Here is a 21,257-nt window from a genome sequence, read left to right on the forward strand (position 1 = left end):
CTTCAGAATATGAATATTGTCTATAGTTTTCTTTTCAATCTGACTCAGTATCAGGTCAGGAGACTTAGCTTCATACTCTTTTGTCTCCCCGTCTAACATAAAAATACAGCCATTACTGTAAAGATTATCAATAGAAGAGTAGACAGATGAACGCGAAAGAGAAATATCTTTCGCTATCTTGTACCCACTGGCACGACCACTCTTTAACAAATTGATGTAAACTAGTGCGTCGGTTTTGGTAAAGCCAAAACCCATCAATTTAGTAACCAGTTCTGTCACGTAAACTCCTCGAGAGATTATTTACTTCAATTATCCTAAAAGGATATCATTCCTTATAGTGTAGATGTAAACAATTATTTAACCCATAGCGCACTGGAAGGTGCGCTATAGCACATATTTCCAACTAAAACTCCTCTTGATCATTCACTCCAGAGATATAGAATCCGTATTCTGACAATTTTATTTTTTTTCCTTTCAGTTCTACGACAACCGTTTTTTTAGAGTTGTTTATTATGATATCCGTATCTCCTCTCGCATAAGCGATTACATTCGGATCCTCGAGGTGATACCAGTGTATTTCTGGATCATTCCATTCAGGATGAGACTTCCGTAGAGCAATCAATTTACGAATAAAACACTTCAAATCCAAGTCTTGTTCATTTTCATCCCAGATCATGCACTTACGATTATTTTCCAGCCCCATGCCTTTACGTCCATCCATACCGACTTCCCCGCCATAGTAAATACATGGAGAGCCGACCTGCGTAAACATAAATAGATAAGCGAGACGAGCTTTACGTTTATCGCTATTACATAGGCTGAGTAAACGGGTTGTGTCATGGCTTTCGAGCAAGTTAAACATCGCTTCATTTACATTTTTTGGATACACCAGGTAGGAGCGAGTAACTGCATGCATGAATGTTTCCTTATCGTAATTATCCAGAGCAAAGTAATCAGTGATAGCCTGTGTTAGTGGATAGTTCATCAGAGAATCATACTGATCACCACGTAACCAGGCCATTCCCTCATGCCAGATCTCTCCTAGGATATAACAATCAGGTTTAAGCCCCTTAACAACTCGACGAAAATCTCGCCAAAAGTCGTGGTCAACTTCGTTAGCAACATCAAGACGCCATCCATCAATATCAAACTCTTCTACCCAGTATCGGGCAACCTCGAGAAGATACTCGCGGCACTCCTCATTTTCGGTATTCAGCTTGGGCATTTCTATTACGTTACCAAATGTTTCATAATTAAAGTTACAGAAATCCCACTCACTCTTAGGCTTGTCAGGGTAAACCGGAAAACGGTTTATCCAAAACCAATCAGCATAACGAGAACTCGCCCCATTCTTTACCACATCCAGCCATAAAGGAGAACGATCTCCGATATGGTTGAATACAGCGTCTAGCATTATTTTCATACCACGACGATGCGCTTCTTTTACCAAAGCGTGAAACGCCTCATTGCCCCCAAAATGCGGATCGACATTAAAATAGTCGACCGTATCGTATTTGTGATTAGCATTGGCGGTAAATACAGGACAAAAATACAGACCGTTAATGCCCAGATCCTGCAAGTAATCAAGCTTTTTAATGACGCCCCATAAATCTCCACCCATAAAGTTGTCCGACGTTGGCGTGCTGCCCCAAGGTTCAACATTTTTCGGCGATATATCTGGTCGTCCGTTAAAAAAACGTTCAGGAAAAATCTGATACCAAATTGTTTTTTTTACCCAGTCTGGAGCCTTCAATACATCTCTAGGATTAATAAAGGGAAAGCAGAAAAAATTACTAAGATTACTGAGTTCATTTTCAGCCACCTTCGGGTYACTAATATCAACGCAGCGCTTCTCTCCGAATAAGAGTTTTTCACTATCTTTTCCATACAAAATAAAACCGTAACGACTACGAAGTTTTGGTGGTTTAAATTCGGCAAACCAATGATCATGATATTCCGACTGACCTTCTAAAATCATCGAGATCTCGTTTCCGCCAATCCAGCCCTGCGCGTCACTCCCTCCTAAGTTACCGCCGTCTAGGCCTCCTTCTGCCCAATGGTAAGGATCGCCTATCCACAACGCGACTTTCTCTAATTCATCTTTCGCAGTACGAAAACGGATATGTAGTGTTTCATTGTCATAGGCGTAACTATCCGCACTTTTAGCCAAGTGAGCTAACGAGCTTTTTGTGATCATATAAAATCCTGACGATTATTCTTTAACAGCACCGCTGACGAGACCGGTGGTAATATGTTTTTGCGTAGCGACAAACAGCAGCGTAATGGGTATAGCCACTAGAAGAGAACCTGCAGCAAATAACGTGTAATTCTCTGCGGAGTTCGACGAAATCCAGCTAAATATACCGATAGCTAACGTCATTTTCTCTTCGCTACGCAGTATGAGTGTAGGCAGAATAAAATCCATCCATGGGCCCGTAAAAGACACTAATCCCACAAAAACAAGAATGGGCCTAGCCAAAGGTAAAATGATTTCAATAAAAATAGTCATATGCCCAGCACCATCTATTTTAGCTGCTTCGTCTAACGAGGTTGGAATTGCATCAAAATAGCCTTTTACTAACCAAGTCATAAACGGGAGCGACCCTGTCACATAAACAAAAAGCATTCCCGCATAAGTATCAATTAGGTGCATTTTAGATAAAAGAATATAGATAGCAGTCATCGATAAAAATGCAGGGAACATCTGTAAAACCAAAATACTCAGCAGTACATTGCGTTTTCCTTTAAAGCGGTATCGAGAAAAAACATACGCCGACATTGTAACGACAACGAGAGAAATCAACATATTTGCAGTCGCCAACATGAATGTATTTTTATACCAGTCAAGATAAGGCGTATCCGAAAACAAAGTCCTATAGTGCTCTAGCGTAAAGGCAACATCAGTGAAGGATGAACTAAATAGATTATTACCTGGTTTAAAAGAAGCTAATACCGTCCATATCACCGGCCCTAATACCAGCAACGCATTCAGAAATAGGAAAAGATACACTACTATTGTGGAACTTCTTCTCAGTAAGTTGCTCATCATTACATACCCACATCATCTTTAAAGGACTTCATTCGACGGAACTGCCAAATAGAAATCAGTGACAAAAACAGAAAAATTATAATAGAAATCACAGATGCTATTTGGTATTGCTGAAAATCCAAAGTCAGCTTATAAATCCAAGTTATGAGTATATCCGTGTGTCCTGCAAATCGATAACTAGGATTAATCGGCCCTCCTTCTGTCAATAGGAAAATAGCACCAAAATTATTAAAGTTAAGAGAGAACGTCATTACTAGAGATGGCGCCACTTGATGCAAAACCATCGGCAGAGTAATTTCAAAAAACTGTTGAAACTTGTTCGCACCATCAACTTCACTAGCTTCATAAATATCCTGAGATATGTTTGTTAACGCTCCAGAAATAAGCAACATAAAGTATGGCGCTCCAACCCAAACACTAACGGCAACAACAGTGATCTTGGCGATAACTGGATCGGACAAAAATGCGACAGAGTCAAAACCCCAGTGATTAAGTAAGGAGTTAACTGGTCCTATACCATTCAACAAGAGTCGAAATATCAATAAAGTTACAAATGCAGGAATAGCATAGGGAAGGATAAATATAACCCGCCATACCTTTTTCCCTCTGATGTTTCGATTATCCAGAGCCAATGCCAGAATAAAACCAAAACCACAGGTTAATACTGTTGCTGCTACAGCCCATTCCATAGTCCACAAAGCAATACCAGAAAATGTTCCTGACCAGATTTTTAATTCAAAAAGCGTAAAGAAATTTTTAAATCCGACCCAGTCCACTAGGTTTTTAGGTGGAATATGATTTGGCGCTGAATAGTTGGTAAATGACACTAGTACCGTTATGAAAATAGGCATAATGATAAAAGCGACACTCGCTAGGAATGCAGGTGATAGTACGATGAAAGCSAACTTATCATCATAGATGGCTTTAATCTGCTCACGAATAGTCAGATTGCAGTTAGTACAATGGTGTGCGTCGCGAACGTTGAAAACGTAAGCACAGAAAAACAAAAACAAATAAACAAGCGTGATAACTCCCTCTACCAGCATAAAAATAGAGTTATCCCCTGGTATCACATTAAAACCACTGCGAATCTGAGCAACATCCCCTAAAGAAGACAATCCTTTTAATGAAAGGACTATTTCAGGCAAATAAAATATAAAAATCAACTGCAGAACTAGCAGTATACTTCCTTTTATCCAGTGCCTCTTAGTCAGTTGTGTCCCGCCCATAAATAGATAGGAAGCAAGCAACCTTGGTGCCGATTTAGTTTCAGACAACAGCATATTCACTCCTGGAACGCTATTTGTTCTTCTATTATTTTCTTAGCATGATCTAAAACCTGTTTAGGTTGCTGATCATTAACCCACATCGCTGTAATCGCACTTGCCATTGGTGACCACAGATAGCCCATCTCCGGAATCGACGGCATCGCATCCGAACTAAAACCCTGGGTAATAATGGCATAAGTTGCTTCATCGGTTTTTTTCATTATTTTTTCCATCAAAGCGCTAACAGGTGGGATAGCCTTAGTCATTTCATAACGCTTCATCAACATCTCATCAGAGGAAATATAGGATGCAAACAATTGTGCTGCTCTCGGGTATTGGCTATAAGAAGAGACAACAGCCTCGCGAACCGTAGAGAACGTTCGTGGATGCTTACCATCAAGTGTTGGGATGGGCGCTACTCCATAGTTTATACCGCTGTTATTATATCCTTGTATCGCCCATGGCCCATCAATAATGGCGGCAACTTTACCTTCGTTAAAAAGTCCACGACGTACCTGAGGATTCCGCATATCACTTGGATTAGAACTGTTTGCTTTACGCAACGCTTTCATAGCATAAAGGCCTTTCTGTGCCAGCGCTGAGTTAATTCCTAGGTCTTTTGCATCCGTACCATTTTTACCAAATTCGTAAGCGCCATATAGGGTAAGAAACATTCGAGACTCGTAGTAGTTTTGTACATCCCACAACAACCCGTATCTATTCTCTTTGTAATCATTGAAATTGGAGCTAAAATCGATGATCTCTTCAAATGTTTTTGGTTTTTCCGCTAACAAATCCTTGTTGTAAAACAAAGCTAGTGTGGAAAAACTGACCGGAAAACCATAACTCACACCTTTGTATTGCGAGGCAGTAACTGCACTAGGCATAAAAGAACGACTAATATCGTCAGCAGACACTAGGTTCTCCATTACTCCACCAGCAACAACCAAACGCCCAAGCAAATCATGTTCAATCTCTGCAACATCGGCGACACGTGCCGAACCACCATCCTGAATCATTCTTGAGGCTGCATCCATTGGAGCAAGTCCACGGAAAGTAAACTGCACGTCATAGTTAAAGTCTTTATTAAATTCGCTGGCGGCAAACTTCATATACTCTAGCGTCGTTTTATCCGTCCAGATAAGAAGATCTGCCTCACTTTCTGGCTGAACATCTTGCGCTAAAACGCCACTAGCCATACTGACTAGCGATGTAAGCAAAGCCGCTTTTATCCATGTACTGGTCATATCCACACCACACCCGTCGTTCAAGAAGTACGACTAGACTATAACTGCCGAAATTTAAGTCAACTTCTATTATAAAAACCCTTAACACAATTGTGATCAAAGTCTACAAAACACGGGGGAGAGGGCACTTAAGGATTATTGACTGTTCATTTATCTTTTGGTTTTCACAGAGCTTCTTAGAATTTAAGTCCCAGTAAATCGTTATATGAAGTAAGTTAAAATCGATTTAAGTGTGATATTGATCAACATAATAGAGTGTTTATCTTGATGAACATCTCATTTCTAGAAGAGTTAGGAGGAAAAATAAATCTAGTTACCGAAAGATAGATAGACGTTCATAGTGGACGACTAGCTACCATCTCGGGACATCAACTGATAATCTAATAGTCAATAAGGATCTATCGTGAAAAAAACGTTAATAGCGGTATCCGTAGCAATAGCATTCTCCGGACCGACATTGTCATACGCGGCCAGCGAACATGGTATCAACTTGGAGGACAGCTTTCTTGAAGAGGCACTTCAGTTTGGAGGACATATTGGTACTTCTGTCGAATACGAAGACAAAGTAACCGATGGTTTTAACGGTAATGAAAAGAAAGAAAAGACCATTACAAACGAAGTGTTCGACGTGTTCTATCGCAATTCCAACTGGAATCTGTCGGCCTTGTATGCACTAAAAATTGAAAACCGTGAGCAGAACGAGCCAGGCTATTATGAGAATGAAGATGGACTCAAGCATCTGTTTTCTATAGATAAAGGATTCAGGCTTACTAACGGCTGGGCTACCGGGCTGATTTACGAGCTTGAATACACCGGCAGTAAACTTTATTCACCTTATGTCGACGGACTGCGTAAGGATCTAGCAGAACACAGCTTCCGGCCTTACCTAACATACTGGAATAACGAACATAGTTGGGGCTTCTACTCAAATCTTGAGTACTTGTATAGTAAAGAAGATAAAAGTGCATGGGGAGAACGCACGGAAGAAGGATATAGTCTGTTATTTAAGCCTTATAAGCGCTTGGGTAACTGGGAGTTAGGCGTTGAGCTGTATTATCAGGTCAAAGATAACGAAGACTACCAGAAAAACGGCACCATTAACGAAATAAGCGACTTTAGTGAAAAATACTTTGAGCCCATTGTTCAGTACACATTTGATGATGCCGGCACACTGTATTTCCGCACTCGGTTTGGGGAAAGTGAAACCAGTCATGCCGCAAACAGCGGTGGCGGCAATGCCAACGTAGACTATTTCAAAGATATTCGTAAAGCCACATTAGGATATGAGCAAGCTTTAGGCGACAGCTGGGTTGTAAAAGGTGAGTACGAGTACGCAAACGAAGTAGAAGATAAAAGTAAACTTGCGGGTTGGGAGACGAAGAATGAAAGTGAACTGACACAGCACACTTTCTATCTTCAAGGGTTGTATCGATTCTAATAGTCCGCTTTGAGAGATCGCAATGCTAAATGTTTCAGAAATCGCGCAGTTACTGGCAGGTAAAATAGAAGGTGATGCATCGATCACCATTGATAAAATTCGCCCTATTGATAGTCAGGAAAAAGGAGGGCTGGCGATCGTTTTTTCTCGAACCGATCTCTCTTCTGTTTACGATACCAAGGCGGACATACTAGTAGGTCCGGAGGCTATCCTAAAGAGTCCAGCCCAAACAAAGATACTAATCGACCATCTCGACGTCAATAAGCTAAATCAATTACTTCGCTACTACAAGATACAAAAATACCGACTATTTGACCAGGGAAACACCTCTCAAAATCCCGACGTCTATATAGGAAAACATTGCCAGCTTGGAAAGCATTGCCATTTCATGCCTGGCGTAAAGATCATGAATGGAGTCACTATTGGTAATAATGTAGCGATTCACGCCAATACAGTGATTAAAGAAGGTACCATCATTGGGGATAACGTTACGATAGATTGTAACAATTCGATTGGTAACTACAGCTTTGAATACATGGCAGGAGAACACGGGAGCTATCGGCGAGTTGAAAGCGTAGGTCGCGTAATCATTCACAACGACGTCGAAATCGGCTCCAATAACTCAATAGACAGAGGAACGCTTGGCGATACTGTCATCGGTGAAGGGAGCAAGCTCGATAACCAGATTCAGATCGGCCATGACTGCCAGATAGGACGTCACTGTTTGATTGTTTCTCAATGTGGTTTTGCCGGTCATACTATGCTGGGCGACCATGTTGTCGTTCACGGACAAGTTGGCACATCCGGACACATCACTATAGGCAGTCATTCAGTCATCAAAGCCAAATCCGGAGTCAGTCACTCTTGCCCGGAAGGTAGCGACTTATTTGGCTATCCAGCTAAAGACGCCAAAGCCTACTACAAGAACCTAGCCGTCCTGAACAAACTAACCAAAGAATTTGACCAAAGTAGAGGTCTTCCGATCAATAAACCAAAATAACGCGACTACAAATTTTAAGCATCAAAAGATCGTCCTGACTGTTATGAGAGAAAGACATAAGCGCTCATATAGTCAGATAACTTAATAACGTGAAACAAAGGATTTGATATGAAACGTTCACTCATTATCGCAGCGATGGCGACAGTCATAATGGCAGGCTGTAGCGCCTCTGATGAACATACCAACAAAACGCTCGTTAAGGCTGACCCGCGCTTCTCCGAATGCAATCTGCCCACTATCGGAGAGCGGGGCCCAGTTCGTCCTTCCCTTTTCGTTGTTGGCTCTTTTCCAGACGGGCAGTGGATTCATACTGAAAACCATATGATGGGCTACAAAGGCGATGGTATCTATCAGGCCGTAAGCGAAGAAAAAGCCGGAAATGTCAGCCTACAATTTGCCACCATGAGCTGGAATCCGCAATACACTGCCGCAGGTATGGAAATGACGGCTGGTCAGGTGAAAGCGCTAAAGCGTGCGGGTTTTGCCAAAAATACTCAGGTGAACCTGCCAACAGATGGAAAATACGTTTGGACAATACAGCTTTCTGCAGACAAAAAGCCTCTTCTTGCAATGGTGTCAAAGTGTAAATGACATTAGGCATAGGCAGGTTAAAAGTTTTCAATCTGCCTAGTTAAAAATCAAGGTGTCAACAGACTGATCACCGGTAAATCAATATCTATTATCAGTACAGAACGGTACACGGAGAAATTCATGGCGACTGTTAGCCTACGCAAAATTGAAAAACAATATGAGAATAAATTTAAAGCCGTTCATAGCATCGACCTAGATATTCGCGATGGCGAATTCATGGTGTTTGTTGGCCCGTCAGGTTGCGCTAAATCAACGACGTTAAGAATGATTGCCGGCTTGGAAGAGATCACTGGCGGTGAAATCCGCATCGGCAATAAAATTGTTAATGGACTGCCGCCAAAAGATCGCCGTATCGCCATGGTATTTCAAAACTACGCGTTGTACCCCCATAAAACAGTTTTCGACAACATGGCCTTTGGTCTGAAAATGCAAAAGCGGCCTAAGGATGAAATTAAGCGCCGTGTGGTAGAAGCCGCAGAAAAACTTGAGATTACCGACCTGTTATATCGGAAGCCGAAAGAAATGTCTGGTGGCCAACGTCAGCGAGTTGCCGTCGGTCGCGCTATCGTCCGTAAACCTGAAGTATTTCTATTCGATGAACCACTATCAAATTTGGATGCAAAACTTCGCGTGTCTATGCGAGTGAAGATAGCTCAGTTACATAAATCCCTCAAAGATGAAGGCAGCCCTGCAACGATGATTTATGTCACGCATGATCAAACTGAAGCTTTGACACTAGGCGACCGAATCTGCGTACTCAATCAGGGCAACATTATGCAGGTAGATACGCCAAGTAATTTATATAACAACCCTGCGAATAAATTCGTCGCCAGTTTTATTGGTTCTCCGGCGATGAACCTAGTAGATACAGTGATACGTGAACAGAATGGACAGCTCTACATTGATATCACCAACGACGTACGTATACTTATTCCACTAGAAAAACAACAAGCATTACGTGAACATATTGATAAACCCGTTTGCTTTGGCATTAGGCCTGAGCATATTAATATCGCAGCCACTGACGACTCTATAAATGTCGTTACTGGAATTTTAACCGTAGTTGAAAACATGGGTAATGAGAAATATATCTATTTTACAGCAGGTGGTAAAGAGTTAATTGCTCGCGTTAACGATCATACAATATCCACAAAAGATATTGGCACGCCGATTCATTTCAATATTAATACTGAGTTCTGCCACATTTTCGACTTCTACAACGAGGTAAATTTGACAAAAAACTAGGAAAGATACTATTTAACACTCATAATCATAAGGATTTCCTATGAGAAAACGCATCTTATTTTTCAGTACAATTTTGACTGCTATATGCGTCAACAGTTTTGCACTGAGCGCTCCGGTTCTTAATGAGCAACGCACACAAGACGAAGAAAGTAGTTTTTTAGACTTCAGGAAAGAGACTATTTATTTTATTTTTCTTGATAGATTTAGCGATGGAGATTCAAGTAATAACACCGGAGAGCGCAAGGAAACTTATGATCCTAACAATTTAAAAAAATATACTGGCGGCGATATTCGTGGTTTAATTAATAAACTACCTTATCTCAAGTCTTTGGGAGTCACAGCTATCTGGATTACTCCACCTATTGACAATGCTAATAATTTAGATATCAATGGTGGAGCTGGTTATCATGGTTATTGGGGACGTGATTTTTTTCGAGTAGATGAACATTTCGGTACTTTTGAAGACTTTAAAGAATTAACCGAAACTATGCATAGTCCAGAATATAATATGAAGCTAGTTCTCGACTATGCACCAAATCATTCTAACGGCAATGATGAAAATGAGTATGGAGCACTATATCGGAATGGCGAATTTATCACAGATTATAATACTGATCTAGCTGCTGGCACTAATTGGTATCACCATAACGGTGGTGTTACTGACTGGAACAACTGGTATCAGGTAAGAAATCATAACTTATTTAATCTGTCAGATTTTAATCAATCAAATAAAAATGTTTATCAATATTTGCTTGAAGGCTCTAAGTTTTGGATCGATGCTGGTGTTGACGCAATCCGTATAGACGCGATAAAACATATGGATAAATCATTCATTCAGCAATGGACATCTGACATATATGATTATAGCAAAACTCTCGGACGCGACGGATTTTATTTCTTTGGCGAGTGGTTCGGCGCCAGTGCCAATAAAACTACAGGTATAGATGGATATGCCATCGACTATGCCAATACATCAGGGTCAGCGTTACTCGATTTTGGTTTTCGGGATACATTAGAGCGGGTTCTCGCCAATCGTGCTGACAATAGTATGAAAACGCTTAACAATTATTTAAATAAGCGCAAAACAGTGTTCTCTAGCGATGATTGGCAAGTGGTGTTTATGGATAATCATGACATGGCACGAATTTCCACTGCATTGCGATCCAGTGCATCAACCTTCGGTCCCGGCAATAATGAGTCAGGCGGTAATCAAAGTGAAGAGTTTGCTCAGAAAAGAGTGAACCTAGGGTTAGTCGCTACTATGACAGTACGTGGAATACCTGCGATATACTATGGAACAGAGCATTACTCAGCAAACTTCACGCAGAACGACTTTGGCCAAGTTGGTAGCGATCCGTACAATCGAGAAAAGATGTCAAGTTTCAGCCAAGATACGCAGGCATTTAAAATAATTAAAACGTTGACCAATCTTCGCAAGCATAGTACTGCTATTCAACGTGGCAGTTATATTTCACGTTGGGTCAATGAAGATATACTCGTCTTTGAACGTCAACAAGGTGATGATGTTGTTACAGTTGCGCTTAATCGTGGTCCATCTACCTCAATTACTGTGCGTAATCTAGCTCTATCCGATGGAAGTTATACTAACTTACTCGACGATAACAGTGTATATGTGACTGCGGGGCAGGCAACGCTTCATCTAGCCAAAAATCAATCAATCGTATTACATAAGCAAGGTAGTAATAATACTGACCCATTGTCGAGAGACATCACATTCACTTGTTATAATGGTATTACCACTCAAGACCAGAGCGTTTATGCCGTTGGCAATCATCCTAAGTTGAGTAACTGGACATTAGGAAATGCTATAAAACTGGATCCATCACAGTATCCTACATGGAGTTCTACGGTTACCTTACCAACAAATCAAGATATAGAGTGGAAATGCGTAAAACGGAATGAATCAGATCCAACAGCAAACGTAGTTTGGCAATCCGGCGCTAATAATCAATTTAACACTGACCAACAAAACACAACACAAGGTAGTTTCTAATATTAAAAATATCGCCCCCGAACGCGCCCTACCCAACAGTGAGGGCGCGTCGTGAATTGCGCGGATATGGCGCTATTCAACGCTGAGCTGATCCGCTGTGGGTAATGCAGTCATTGCCCCTTTTTCTGTTGTAGCCAGCGCGCCACAACGGTTGCCTTGGCGCACTGCCTTGGTGACTGCTTCTGGTGTCTGCCACTCAGGCAACTGGGCGAGCGCAGCAAGCAAACCGCCCATAAACGCATCACCTGCGCCTGTGGTGTCCACCACGTTTGCCGGTGTGGTCGGCACCTGCCAAACAGTATGGTTGAACGCGACGCGGGCACCTTCACTGCCCTGTGTCACCACCCACAAAGACACATTCGGTGCGCGCTCAGATAATGCGGCTAACCCTGCTTTCACAGAGTTATTTTCAGTGCGTAGGTGCTTAGTGAGTAAGACAAGCTCATCATCAGACACCTTAACCACATCCGCCAACGGCAAGGCTTGCCACACAATCTCTAACATCTGTGATTCACTTTGCCAAAGATCATCACGCAAATTAGGATCAAAGCTGACAAAGCCACCATTATCACGACATGCTTGCATCGCGCCGAGTGTAGCAGAGCGTGATGGCTCGTTCGCAAGGGCAATGGAGCAAGCATGCAACCACTGCCCTTCTTCGAACAATGGGAAGTCGTACGGCTGAACAAACTGGTCGGCACTGGGCTTAACCATAAAGGTGAAGCTTCGTTCACCATGATCATCCAGCTCGACCAATACAGTTGAGGTACGTTGCGCCTCGTCGCGATGCATAAACGCAATGTCCACACCTTCATTTGCTAAGGTAGTCTGCATAAAACGACCAAGCGGATCGCCACCAACACGGCCAATAAAGCCTGTTTGTCCACCAAGTCGACTGACTGCCACGGCGACGTTAGCCGGGGCACCACCTGGACATTTCAGGTAGTGATGCTCGCCATCAGGGATCAAATCCACCACGGCATCACCGGTAACCCATACCTTGCTCATTACGCTTGCTCCTCGTTCAAGACTCGATTACGCCGCCGCAGCTTGTGCGTATTTTTTACGGGCGCCCAATACATAAGTTACGGAAAACGCAACAACAAAGGCAATCGCCATACCAATGATATAAGGCACCACACCGTCAGGGCGAATGGAGATGATCCCTGGTAGACCCGCTGCGCCCAACGCTTGTGCTTTCACTTTAAAGAAGGTGACAAAAGCCCCCGCACAGGTCGCACCTGCAAGCGCACCAATAAACGGATAACGGTATTTAAGGTTAATACCAAACATCGCAGGCTCAGTGATCCCGAGCAGTGCTGTCACCCCTGCAGGCATCGCAATCCCTTTCGCTTTGACGTCCACGGTTTTTAGCCCAAACGCTAAACAGGCTGCACCTTGCGCCACATTCGACATCGCCGCGATAGGGAAAATAAAGGTACCGCCAGTGACTGCAATATCGGCCAATAATTGAGTTTCAATCGCGATAAAGCTGTGGTGCATCCCGGTGATCACAAAAGGTGCATACACAAAGCCAAACAAAGCACCGCCAATCATCCCTGCGGATTCATAGACCCAGTTCAGACCATCGCCGAGCAAAAAGCCGAGCTCTCGTGTAAACGGGCCTACCAAGGTAAAGGTGATCAGTCCGGTAATAAAAATCGCCAGCAAGGGGGTCAGCAAGTTATCCAACACTGAGGGAATAATGCGACGTAACCCTTGCTCCACTTGTGCGAGAATATAGGTTGCAACCAGCACCGGCAGCACCGACCCTTGATAACCGACTTTTTCGATCTCAAAGCCAAAGATTTCCCACACCGGGATATCTCCAGACACTGCCGCACCACCAAAGCCCCAGCCATTAAGCAAGTCTGGGTGAACCATTAACATGCCTAACGCGGCCCCCAAAAAGGGGTTAGCACCAAACTTTTTACTCGCAGAAAACGCAAGCAGTACAGGTAAGAACACAAATGGCGCATTGGCGAACGTATTGATCATACTGGCCAGATCACCCATTTGTGGGTAGGCCTCAATCAAGGACTTGCCATCGATAATCAAACCTGGCGCGGTGAGGATGTTGAAAATCCCCATCAACAGACCACCGGCGACAATGGCTGGAATAATGGGAACAAAAATGTCTGACAGCCCTTTTACCGCACGTTGTAGCCAATTTTGTTTCTCGGCACCGGCGGCAGCGACGTCTTTCGACGACATATCTGACTGACCCGTCAATTTGCTGAACTCAGCATAAACATTATTGACAATGCCCGAGCCGAAAATGATCTGTAACTGACCACTGACTTGGAACTGCCCTTTCACACCTTCAATTGATTCAATCGCGCTTAAATCCGCGAGGCTATCATCATGAAGTGCGAGTCTTAGCCGCGTGGCACAATGTGCCGCCGCTGCGATATTTTCTTTTCCACCCAGTTTATCGAGTAGTTGTTGTGCTATTTTTTGGTAGTTCATGGCTACTTCCCCTGCACGCTCTCACTGTCTTTGCCACCGTCGCTATTTTTTCTAATGTGGCCGTCACACGTTCCACACTTTCGGGAACGATCCCGAAAATAATGAGCTGAATCCTTTAATCCATCAAGTATCAGGGATTATGGCTGTGATACCGATCAGTAAATCATGGTTCACCCCCTGCCATAAATGTGATATTTATCACTAAAAAAAGGGAGTTTGGATAGGTTTGTTTGCAAAGGAGCACTAAATGCACCGATGATGATGCGCTAAGCAAAGGAGAACTCATGGCTAGCTTGAATGATGTCGCCCGTTTGGCGGGTGTTTCCAAATCAACCGTGTCACGCGTAATTAACCAAGAATATGGCGTGAAACCAGCGACCATTGAAAAAGTGAACCGCGCCATCGAGCAATGCGGCTATGTCGTTAACCAAATCGCTAAGGATTTAAAATCCAATAAAACTAACCTTATCGGTGTCATTGTCCCACGAGTGTCATCCCACGCCATGTCAGCCAGTGTCGATGGCCTGAGTCATGTGTTTGATCAAAAAGGGAAACAAGTGCTTTTGGCTAACACTCGCCAGGACGATCAGCGTATTTGTCATTATCTCGATTTATTCAACCAAAAACGCGTAGAAGGGATCCTACTGTTTGCATCGACACTCAACCCCGCCTTGGTCCAAGCAATTAAGCGCTCGAGTGCACCAGTCGTGGTGATTGGTCAAGATGGCTCTCCTTACAGCATCCCCAGCGTGATTCATGATGATTACCGGGTTGGCTTTTGCGCCGGCGAGCAACTGATTAAAGCCGGTTGTCAACGTATCGGATTCCTAGGTGTGCAAGCCGCAGACATCGCGGTTGATCAGCAGCGCTATCAAGGACTTGAGAATGCGTTGACCACACTCAGTCAAACCGAACCTTTATTCCATTATCAAGGGCAATTCTCGATTCAATCTGGCCATGTCGCGATGACCGCTATGCTCGATCAATATCCAGAGACAGACGGCGTTTTTTGCGCCACCGACCGTATTGCTATTGGTGCCATCCAAGCCCTACAAACACATGGGATCACACCGGGTCACACTGTGAAGCTGATTGGTGTGGGTGATGATGAGCTTGCACACGTAGTATCACCGAGCCTATCCACCTTTAACTATGCCTTTGATGCGGCAGGTGAAAGCGGCGCAAAAATGTTGCTTGAATTACTGGAAACGGGACAAAGCCATGTCTCTAAATTAGTGATGGGATTTAACTACGTTAGCCGTGACACCTGCCCCTAAAAAGGCGATATGTTAAGCAGAAGAGGTAAATTCCACTTGCACTCTTACCCTCTTATTCGCTATTTTTGGAACGTTCCCGAAAATAGCATTGGTACGGATAGATGGAAATAACCCCAGCAAGCTTGGTTGATGCGTGCGGTGGCGCAGATAATCTGCGCCGCGTATTGCGTCATCAAGGCAAAATAATCATTGAGCTCATTGAGCTTGAGCGCGTAAACCAAGAAGCCCTTTCAATCAATACGATTGACCATTCGCTGCGCCAAATCACACTTGCTCACCCCGTGAATCAGAACACACTGACGGCTCTGGGACGCCTTATCGATTACAACCTGCGTGAGCAAGCCGCGCCCTGCTACGCTTCAATCAGCAAGACAGACTTCCATCGTCCAACTTGGCATATCAGTCCACCCCAAGGGCTGCTCAATGACCCCAATGGTTTTATCTATTTTCAAGGGCACTATCACCTTTTCTATCAGTGGTATCCTTTTGCCTGCGAGCACAAAGACAAATTTTGGGTGCATTTAATCAGCCCTGATGGGGTGCAATGGCGCAGCGCGCCCCTTGGTCTTACCCCCAGCGATTGGTATGACAGTCACGGGGTGTTTTCGGGTCACGCCATGGTAATAAACGACGCCTTATGGCTTTATTACACCGGCAACACCCGTATTGGCCCTGAGCGCCTACGCCAAACCACCCAGTGTGTGGCTCGGTCAACCGATGGCATTCACTTTGAAAAGCTTGGGCCAGTGATTGATGCCCCACCTGCTGGCGTCACCGAACATATTCGCGATCCCAAAGTCATTTATGATGGCGAACACTACCGGATGTTACTTGGCGCACAGCGTGAAGACAAAATAGGTCGCCTGGCGCAGTATTCCTCCATTGATGGCCTGCATTGGCGCTACGACGGATTGAGTGGCGACAGCTTCGGCGACCATGGCTATATGTGGGAATGTCCCGATCTGTTCCCATTAAACGACCAATGGCTGTGTATCCTCTGCCCACAAGGCAGCACAGCGCCAACGCCCGATCACCACGTGCCTCACCATAATGGTTACGCCAAAGCCACACTAGAAGCAGACGGCATCAAACTTGATGATTGGCAGATACTGGATCATGGGTTTGATTTTTATGCGCCACAGACAGCTCAGACCCCTGACAATAAGCGCATGCTAATAGCTTGGATGGGTCTCCCAGACGAGGTGGATCAACCCAGTCAAAGTGCGGGCTGGTTGCATCAGTTAACCTGTCCACGTGAGTTACGCTGGGAAAATGGGCAAATTTATCAGCGTCCAGCGACCGCACTGCAACGCCTTAGAGGTCCTCAGCAACTTTTAGTGATTCGCACCGAGAGCGACGCGACCTCCGTGGATTTGGGCACCAAGCAATTTGAGCTCAGTACCAGTCTACCCATTCCAAAAAGCGGACAATACACTCTGTATTTTCACAGTCGCAGTGGCATTGCTTCTCATGCGACATCGACGGAGCCGTCTGGTTGTGCCCTCACCATTGACGGCAACAATCGCACCCTAACGCTTGATAGAAGTACAAGCCTCGCCACGGAAGGAGACACGCGTCGCTGTATTCACTTGCCTGAGCAGTTGGAAAAGTTACCGCTACAAGTCCTCGCCGATACCAGCTCATTAGAGTTTTTTATTGGTGATGGCCAATGGACAATGACTAGTCGTTATTTCAGCGCTACCGACGCGACCTTTCTTGCTGTGACACGCGATCATCACGATGTCCCCCTACCAAAGGAGATTGATTGGTATGCGTTAAAGAAGGCGAGTGTGGGTTAACGTTGCCATACATTTTTTTGTTGCAAAGCTTAAAAACTATGTCATTAATACCGATCTCACGCGACGTTTGATGGGCACAGACCTCGTTCATCAACCAGTATTAATGAAGGGGAACCTATGCTGCTAGCAACACTTGCGATTATCGCTGGATTTGCGTTGTTGGTATGGAGTGCCGACAGATTTGTCGACGGCGCGGCTGAGAGTGCTCAGTACGCGAACGTGCCTCCTTTATTAATCGGCATGTTGGTGGTCGGGTTTGGCACATCCGCGCCAGAAATGGTGGTTTCGGCGATGGCCGCGATGGATGGCAACCCGGCGTTAGCGCTGGGCAATGCGATAGGCTCTAACATCGTCAATATCACCTTAATTCTCGGGGTCACCACGCTGATCGCCCCGATTGCGGTGCATTCCACCATTGTCCGTAAAGAATTACCGATTCTTCTCGTCGTCACTTTGGCGGTTGGCGCCATGCTATGGAATTATGCCATTAGCTTTACCGAAGCCTTGATCTTAATCGGTGGATTTTTACTGCTGGTTGGATGGTCCATCAAACATGCTATGCAAACCAAAGACGATCCGCTCGCGCAGGAGGTGAATGCCGAGCTAACCAATCAACCACTTTCTCGAAAACAGGCGTTGATATGGCTGGTGATTGGCCTAGTGCTGCTGATTATTAGTTCGCGGATTTTGGTATGGGGCGCGGTTGAAATCGCGCAACAACTTGGCGTGAGTGATTTGATTGTTGGCCTAACAATCGTCGCCCTCGGCACTTCCCTCCCTGAATTGGCAGCGTCTATCATCGCCGCCCGCAAAGGCGAACACGATATCGCCGTGGGCAACGTGGTCGGCTCGAACATGTTCAATGCGCTGGCCGTGATTGGTATCGCCGGCCTTATCGAGCCCATTAACGAGATTGGTAGAGAAGTCTTCTGGCGAGATTGGATGGTGATGCTGGCTGTGACCGTATTGCTGATTTTGGTCTCTGTTCGCTTTGGCAAGACACGCGAAATTAACCGCGCGGAAGGGGTATTACTGCTCGCCTGCTATGTGGGTTACACCAGCATGCTGGTTTATGCGACGCACTCCGCTTAATGCTTAAAAGTGAAAGCGATTAAGAGCCAAGCACCTGCTGATTTCACACATAGTTACACAACAAGGCGCTGTAACGCTTTACATCAATCGCGACTAGATGAACACTACGTGGCACAGTACAATGGCAGCTCATGTCGCGTAGAGTCAGTAAAATACTATGAGTAACACGACGGCGAAGAAGCCGAGTCCCCTGTTTGAAATCCTGTTCAACGTTTTTATCCCCTCGATCATCCTGATGAAGTTGAGCGGGGATGAATACCTAGGCACAGCCATGGCACTAGTCGTCGCTTTGGCGTTTCCTCTCATATACGGCGGGATGGATCTGGTCCGCAACCAGAAATTCAATTTTATCGCTGCACTTGGCTTTATCAGCGTGTTACTGACAGGCGGGATTGGCTTGTTGGAGCTAGATACGCGTTGGTTAGCCTTGAAAGAGGCGCTGATCCCGGGCCTCATCGGTTTAACCGTGTTGGGCTCAACCTTTACCCGCTACCCACTGATGCAAAAGTTAATATTGAACGACACCGTGCTCAACCTCTCGTTGATTAATCAGCGTTTAAAAGAGAATGGTCAATCCTCAGCCTTTGAACGTTGTCTGATGCGATCTAACTATCTATTCGCCAGCACCTTTGCGTTTTCATCAGCGATGAATTACTTCCTGGCGACTTGGATCGTGACCAGCCCTGCGGGCACGCCCGCCTTTAATGAAGAGCTGGGTAAGATGACGCTATACAGTTATCCGATGATTGCTATCCCTAGCATGTTGATGATGTTCGGTATTTTCTATTACATTTGGCGTCAGGTACGCGCGATGACATCGCTAGAAACAGAGCAAATCTTCCACCTCAAATAACAACCCTGACACGCCTTACTTTGCCCCCGGCGCTGGGCGTTTCGGCTTCGCCTGGAACTGCTTAATGCTCTTTTTCGCATTCGTGCGTCGGTTGGCTTTCTTGTCGCGAGGAGCGCGTTTGCTTTCGCCGGTCGATGGGTTATCTGTCACCGGGAAACCGTCCAGCGCTTGCACGGGCAATGCTCTTTGCGTGAGATGACGAATGGCGTTCAGTGCGTCCATTTCGCCATGACACACCAAAGACATGGCCACACCTTGTTCACCAGCACGAGCAGTGCGCCCCACACGGTGAATATAGGTCTCGGCGTGCATGGGCAATTCAACATTAATCACCACCGGCAAGTGTTCAATGTGAATGCCACGCGCTAATAGATCGGTGGCGATCAACACGTTGATTTGGCCAGATTTGAATTGCGCCAGGGCTTGCTCTCGCTCGGTTTGAACTTTATTGCCATGCAGTGCACTGGCCGAGATGCCCGCTTTGTTGAGCTTTTTCGCCAAGCCATCGGCATTTTCTTTCGCTCCCACAAACACCAACACCTGAGGCCAAGCATGCTGCTTGATGCATTCAATCAAGGCTTTCGCTTTGCTGCCTTTGTTGACCAAGTAAAGTGTTTCAGTGACCTCTTGATGGGTGCTGTTTTCTTGATGCGCGGCGAGCTGTTTTGGCGCAACCATTAGCTGGTTGGCTTTTTGCTTGAGCGCATCGGAAAACGTCGCTGAAAACATCGCGGTTTGGCGTTTACGTGCAGTTTGCATCACAATATTTTGCACATCCGGCCAAAACCCCATATCGAGCAAACGATCCGCTTCATCCAAAATAAGATAATGTACCGTGCTCAAATCCAACCCATTATTGGCTAAATCTACCAAGCGCCCTGTCGTCGCCACAAAAATGTTGGGATTGTCCGCCAGTGCTTGTTGTTGCGCCGCTTTATCAACACCGCCACACAAGCAAATGGCACTGAGATCTAAGGCGCTACCCACTTGGTTGATCGCGTCACTGACCTGCATCGCCAGCTCACGCGTTGGCACTAAAATCAGCGCTTGATGCTGAGGGTTTGCGTTTAACGCTTCCAACAAAGGCAAACCGTAGGCAAGCGTTTTTCCGCTACCGGTGTTTGCCAATGCCAATACATCATTACCGGCTAACAGCTCAGGGATCGCCAGCGCTTGAATGGCCGTTGGTTTTTTAAACGCGGTGGGCAGTGCGTGAAGCAATTCAGAACACAAGGAGAGAGCAGAAAACGGCATGAACGAGACCTTTATTTAGCGGTAGCCAACATCACAAAGATGCGTGGAGACAGGGCGCGGACTGTACCACACTCTGCTCGATAACCTCGCCTATTTTAGATACTCACACCGCGTTTATTCATTTCCACCCTTGACGCCACTTCTCGTCGTTTTTGAGCTCTCGCCAGTCAATCGGATATTCTTTTTTCGACATCACCGACTCGAGCACGCATAACACCACCACACCGTCTTCATCATACTCAACGTCAGAGACCAAAAAGTGCTTCTCGCGATGGATGGGTTTTACCGCCGTCCACTTGCTATTGCGTAACTTAGCTGGATTGATTTGATTCACGCTCACCCCGTTAGATATTGATTCGGTTAAAATGACGATACCTAGTACGAACGTGACTTGGTTTGGTTCAGTGGTTGGGGATGGTGTAACTCGTTCCCACGCTCCTGCGTGGGAATGTATATGGATTTTGAATCATAGGCAGAGTTGCCACAGGATCACCGAACTGCACCAGATTTATGTTCTAACGGTAACGGACAGCGTCAATACCTTTCAGATAACTCTCACGCGGGAGCATGGGAACGAGATCAAAAGCACTCAAATCCATACCGAAAAACTTAAAGTGTAAATCCTCAACTCGATATTATGTCTAAACAGATTGCTAAAATT

General features: G+C 45.1%; 18 protein-coding genes. 9 read left to right on the forward strand and 9 right to left on the reverse strand.

Annotation, left to right across the window (positions count from 1 at the left end; genetic code table 11):
- The 5 genes from BZG81_RS14555 to BZG81_RS14575 form a co-directional block, all read right to left on the reverse strand.
- Window positions 1-279 (reverse strand): helix-turn-helix domain-containing protein (locus BZG81_RS14555; protein WP_241827401.1); only part of this gene is annotated, 279 nt, incomplete at its 3' end.
- A gap of 124 nt (window positions 280-403) precedes the next feature.
- The gene (locus BZG81_RS14560) at window positions 404-2,197 is read right to left on the reverse strand and encodes a glycoside hydrolase family 13 protein (protein ID WP_077677728.1); all 1,794 of its coding nucleotides are present in this window, start codon (window positions 2,195-2,197) and stop codon (window positions 404-406) included.
- A gap of 15 nt (window positions 2,198-2,212) precedes the next feature.
- Window positions 2,213-3,046 (reverse strand): sugar ABC transporter permease, encoded by an 834-nt coding sequence (locus BZG81_RS14565; RefSeq protein ID WP_077677740.1) that lies wholly within the window; start codon window positions 3,044-3,046, stop codon window positions 2,213-2,215.
- 2 nt (window positions 3,047-3,048) lie between these two features.
- Window positions 3,049-4,332: a carbohydrate ABC transporter permease gene (locus BZG81_RS14570; RefSeq protein WP_077677729.1), complete on the reverse strand. Its 1,284-nt coding sequence runs from the start codon at window positions 4,330-4,332 to the stop codon at window positions 3,049-3,051.
- 2 nt (window positions 4,333-4,334) lie between these two features.
- A complete protein-coding gene (locus BZG81_RS14575) occupies window positions 4,335-5,564 on the reverse strand; it encodes a sugar ABC transporter substrate-binding protein (protein ID WP_077677730.1) in 1,230 nt (409 codons plus the stop codon).
- A 403-nt stretch (window positions 5,565-5,967) separates the two neighbouring features.
- Here BZG81_RS14575 and BZG81_RS14580 point away from each other — a divergent pair, with 403 nt between their 5' ends.
- From BZG81_RS14580 to BZG81_RS14600, 5 genes are all read left to right on the forward strand, one after another.
- Window positions 5,968-7,002 carry a porin gene (locus BZG81_RS14580; protein WP_077677731.1) on the forward strand — a complete coding sequence of 345 codons (1,035 nt, stop codon included), beginning with the start codon at window positions 5,968-5,970 and terminating at the stop codon, window positions 7,000-7,002.
- 22 nt (window positions 7,003-7,024) lie between these two features.
- Complete coding sequence (locus BZG81_RS14585; protein WP_077677732.1) at window positions 7,025-8,002, forward strand: UDP-3-O-(3-hydroxymyristoyl)glucosamine N-acyltransferase; 978 nt, start codon at window positions 7,025-7,027, stop codon at window positions 8,000-8,002.
- Window positions 8,003-8,110: 108 nt separating this feature from the next.
- Window positions 8,111-8,593, forward strand: coding sequence for a glycosidase (locus BZG81_RS14590; RefSeq protein WP_077677733.1), 483 nt, complete (start codon window positions 8,111-8,113; stop codon window positions 8,591-8,593).
- Window positions 8,594-8,713: 120 nt separating this feature from the next.
- Window positions 8,714-9,838, forward strand: coding sequence for an ABC transporter ATP-binding protein (locus BZG81_RS14595; protein ID WP_077677734.1), 1,125 nt, complete (start codon window positions 8,714-8,716; stop codon window positions 9,836-9,838).
- 40 nt (window positions 9,839-9,878) lie between these two features.
- Window positions 9,879-11,852, forward strand: a complete 1,974-nt coding sequence (locus BZG81_RS14600; RefSeq protein WP_077677735.1) for an alpha-amylase family glycosyl hydrolase — start codon at window positions 9,879-9,881, stop codon at window positions 11,850-11,852.
- 72 nt (window positions 11,853-11,924) lie between these two features.
- Here BZG81_RS14600 and BZG81_RS14605 read toward each other — a convergent pair whose 3' ends face one another.
- Both BZG81_RS14605 and BZG81_RS14610 read right to left on the reverse strand, forming a co-directional pair.
- Window positions 11,925-12,860 (reverse strand): aminoimidazole riboside kinase, encoded by a 936-nt coding sequence (locus tag BZG81_RS14605; protein ID WP_077669938.1) that lies wholly within the window; start codon window positions 12,858-12,860, stop codon window positions 11,925-11,927.
- Window positions 12,861-12,887: 27 nt separating this feature from the next.
- A complete protein-coding gene (locus BZG81_RS14610) occupies window positions 12,888-14,321 on the reverse strand; it encodes a sucrose-specific PTS transporter subunit IIBC (protein ID WP_021023418.1) in 1,434 nt (477 codons plus the stop codon).
- 284 nt (window positions 14,322-14,605) lie between these two features.
- Here BZG81_RS14610 and BZG81_RS14615 point away from each other — a divergent pair, with 284 nt between their 5' ends.
- From BZG81_RS14615 to BZG81_RS14630, 4 genes are all read left to right on the forward strand, one after another.
- On the forward strand, window positions 14,606-15,598 hold the full coding sequence (locus tag BZG81_RS14615) for a LacI family DNA-binding transcriptional regulator (RefSeq protein WP_077460941.1): 993 nt from the start codon (window positions 14,606-14,608) through the stop codon (window positions 15,596-15,598).
- Window positions 15,599-15,699: 101 nt separating this feature from the next.
- Entirely contained in the window at window positions 15,700-17,397 is a 1,698-nt protein-coding gene (locus BZG81_RS14620) for a glycoside hydrolase family 32 protein (protein WP_077677736.1), read from the forward strand.
- 117 nt (window positions 17,398-17,514) lie between these two features.
- Entirely contained in the window at window positions 17,515-18,489 is a 975-nt protein-coding gene (locus BZG81_RS14625) for a calcium/sodium antiporter (RefSeq protein ID WP_077677737.1), read from the forward strand.
- A gap of 157 nt (window positions 18,490-18,646) precedes the next feature.
- Complete coding sequence (locus tag BZG81_RS14630) at window positions 18,647-19,342, forward strand: VC0807 family protein (protein ID WP_077460938.1); 696 nt, start codon at window positions 18,647-18,649, stop codon at window positions 19,340-19,342.
- Between the two features lie 15 nt (window positions 19,343-19,357).
- On the opposite strand, the gene BZG81_RS14635 is transcribed toward BZG81_RS14630, so the two are convergent.
- A complete protein-coding gene (locus BZG81_RS14635) occupies window positions 19,358-20,596 on the reverse strand; it encodes a DEAD/DEAH box helicase (protein ID WP_077677738.1) in 1,239 nt (412 codons plus the stop codon).
- Between the two features lie 118 nt (window positions 20,597-20,714).
- Window positions 20,715-20,930, reverse strand: a complete 216-nt coding sequence (locus BZG81_RS14640) for a TIGR02450 family Trp-rich protein (RefSeq protein ID WP_077677739.1) — start codon at window positions 20,928-20,930, stop codon at window positions 20,715-20,717.
- Window positions 20,931-21,257 lie beyond the last annotated feature (327 nt).

Source organism: Salinivibrio sp. MA607 (assembly GCF_001996245.1).
In the GTDB taxonomy this organism is placed as follows: Bacteria; Pseudomonadota; Gammaproteobacteria; order Enterobacterales; family Vibrionaceae; genus Salinivibrio; species Salinivibrio costicola.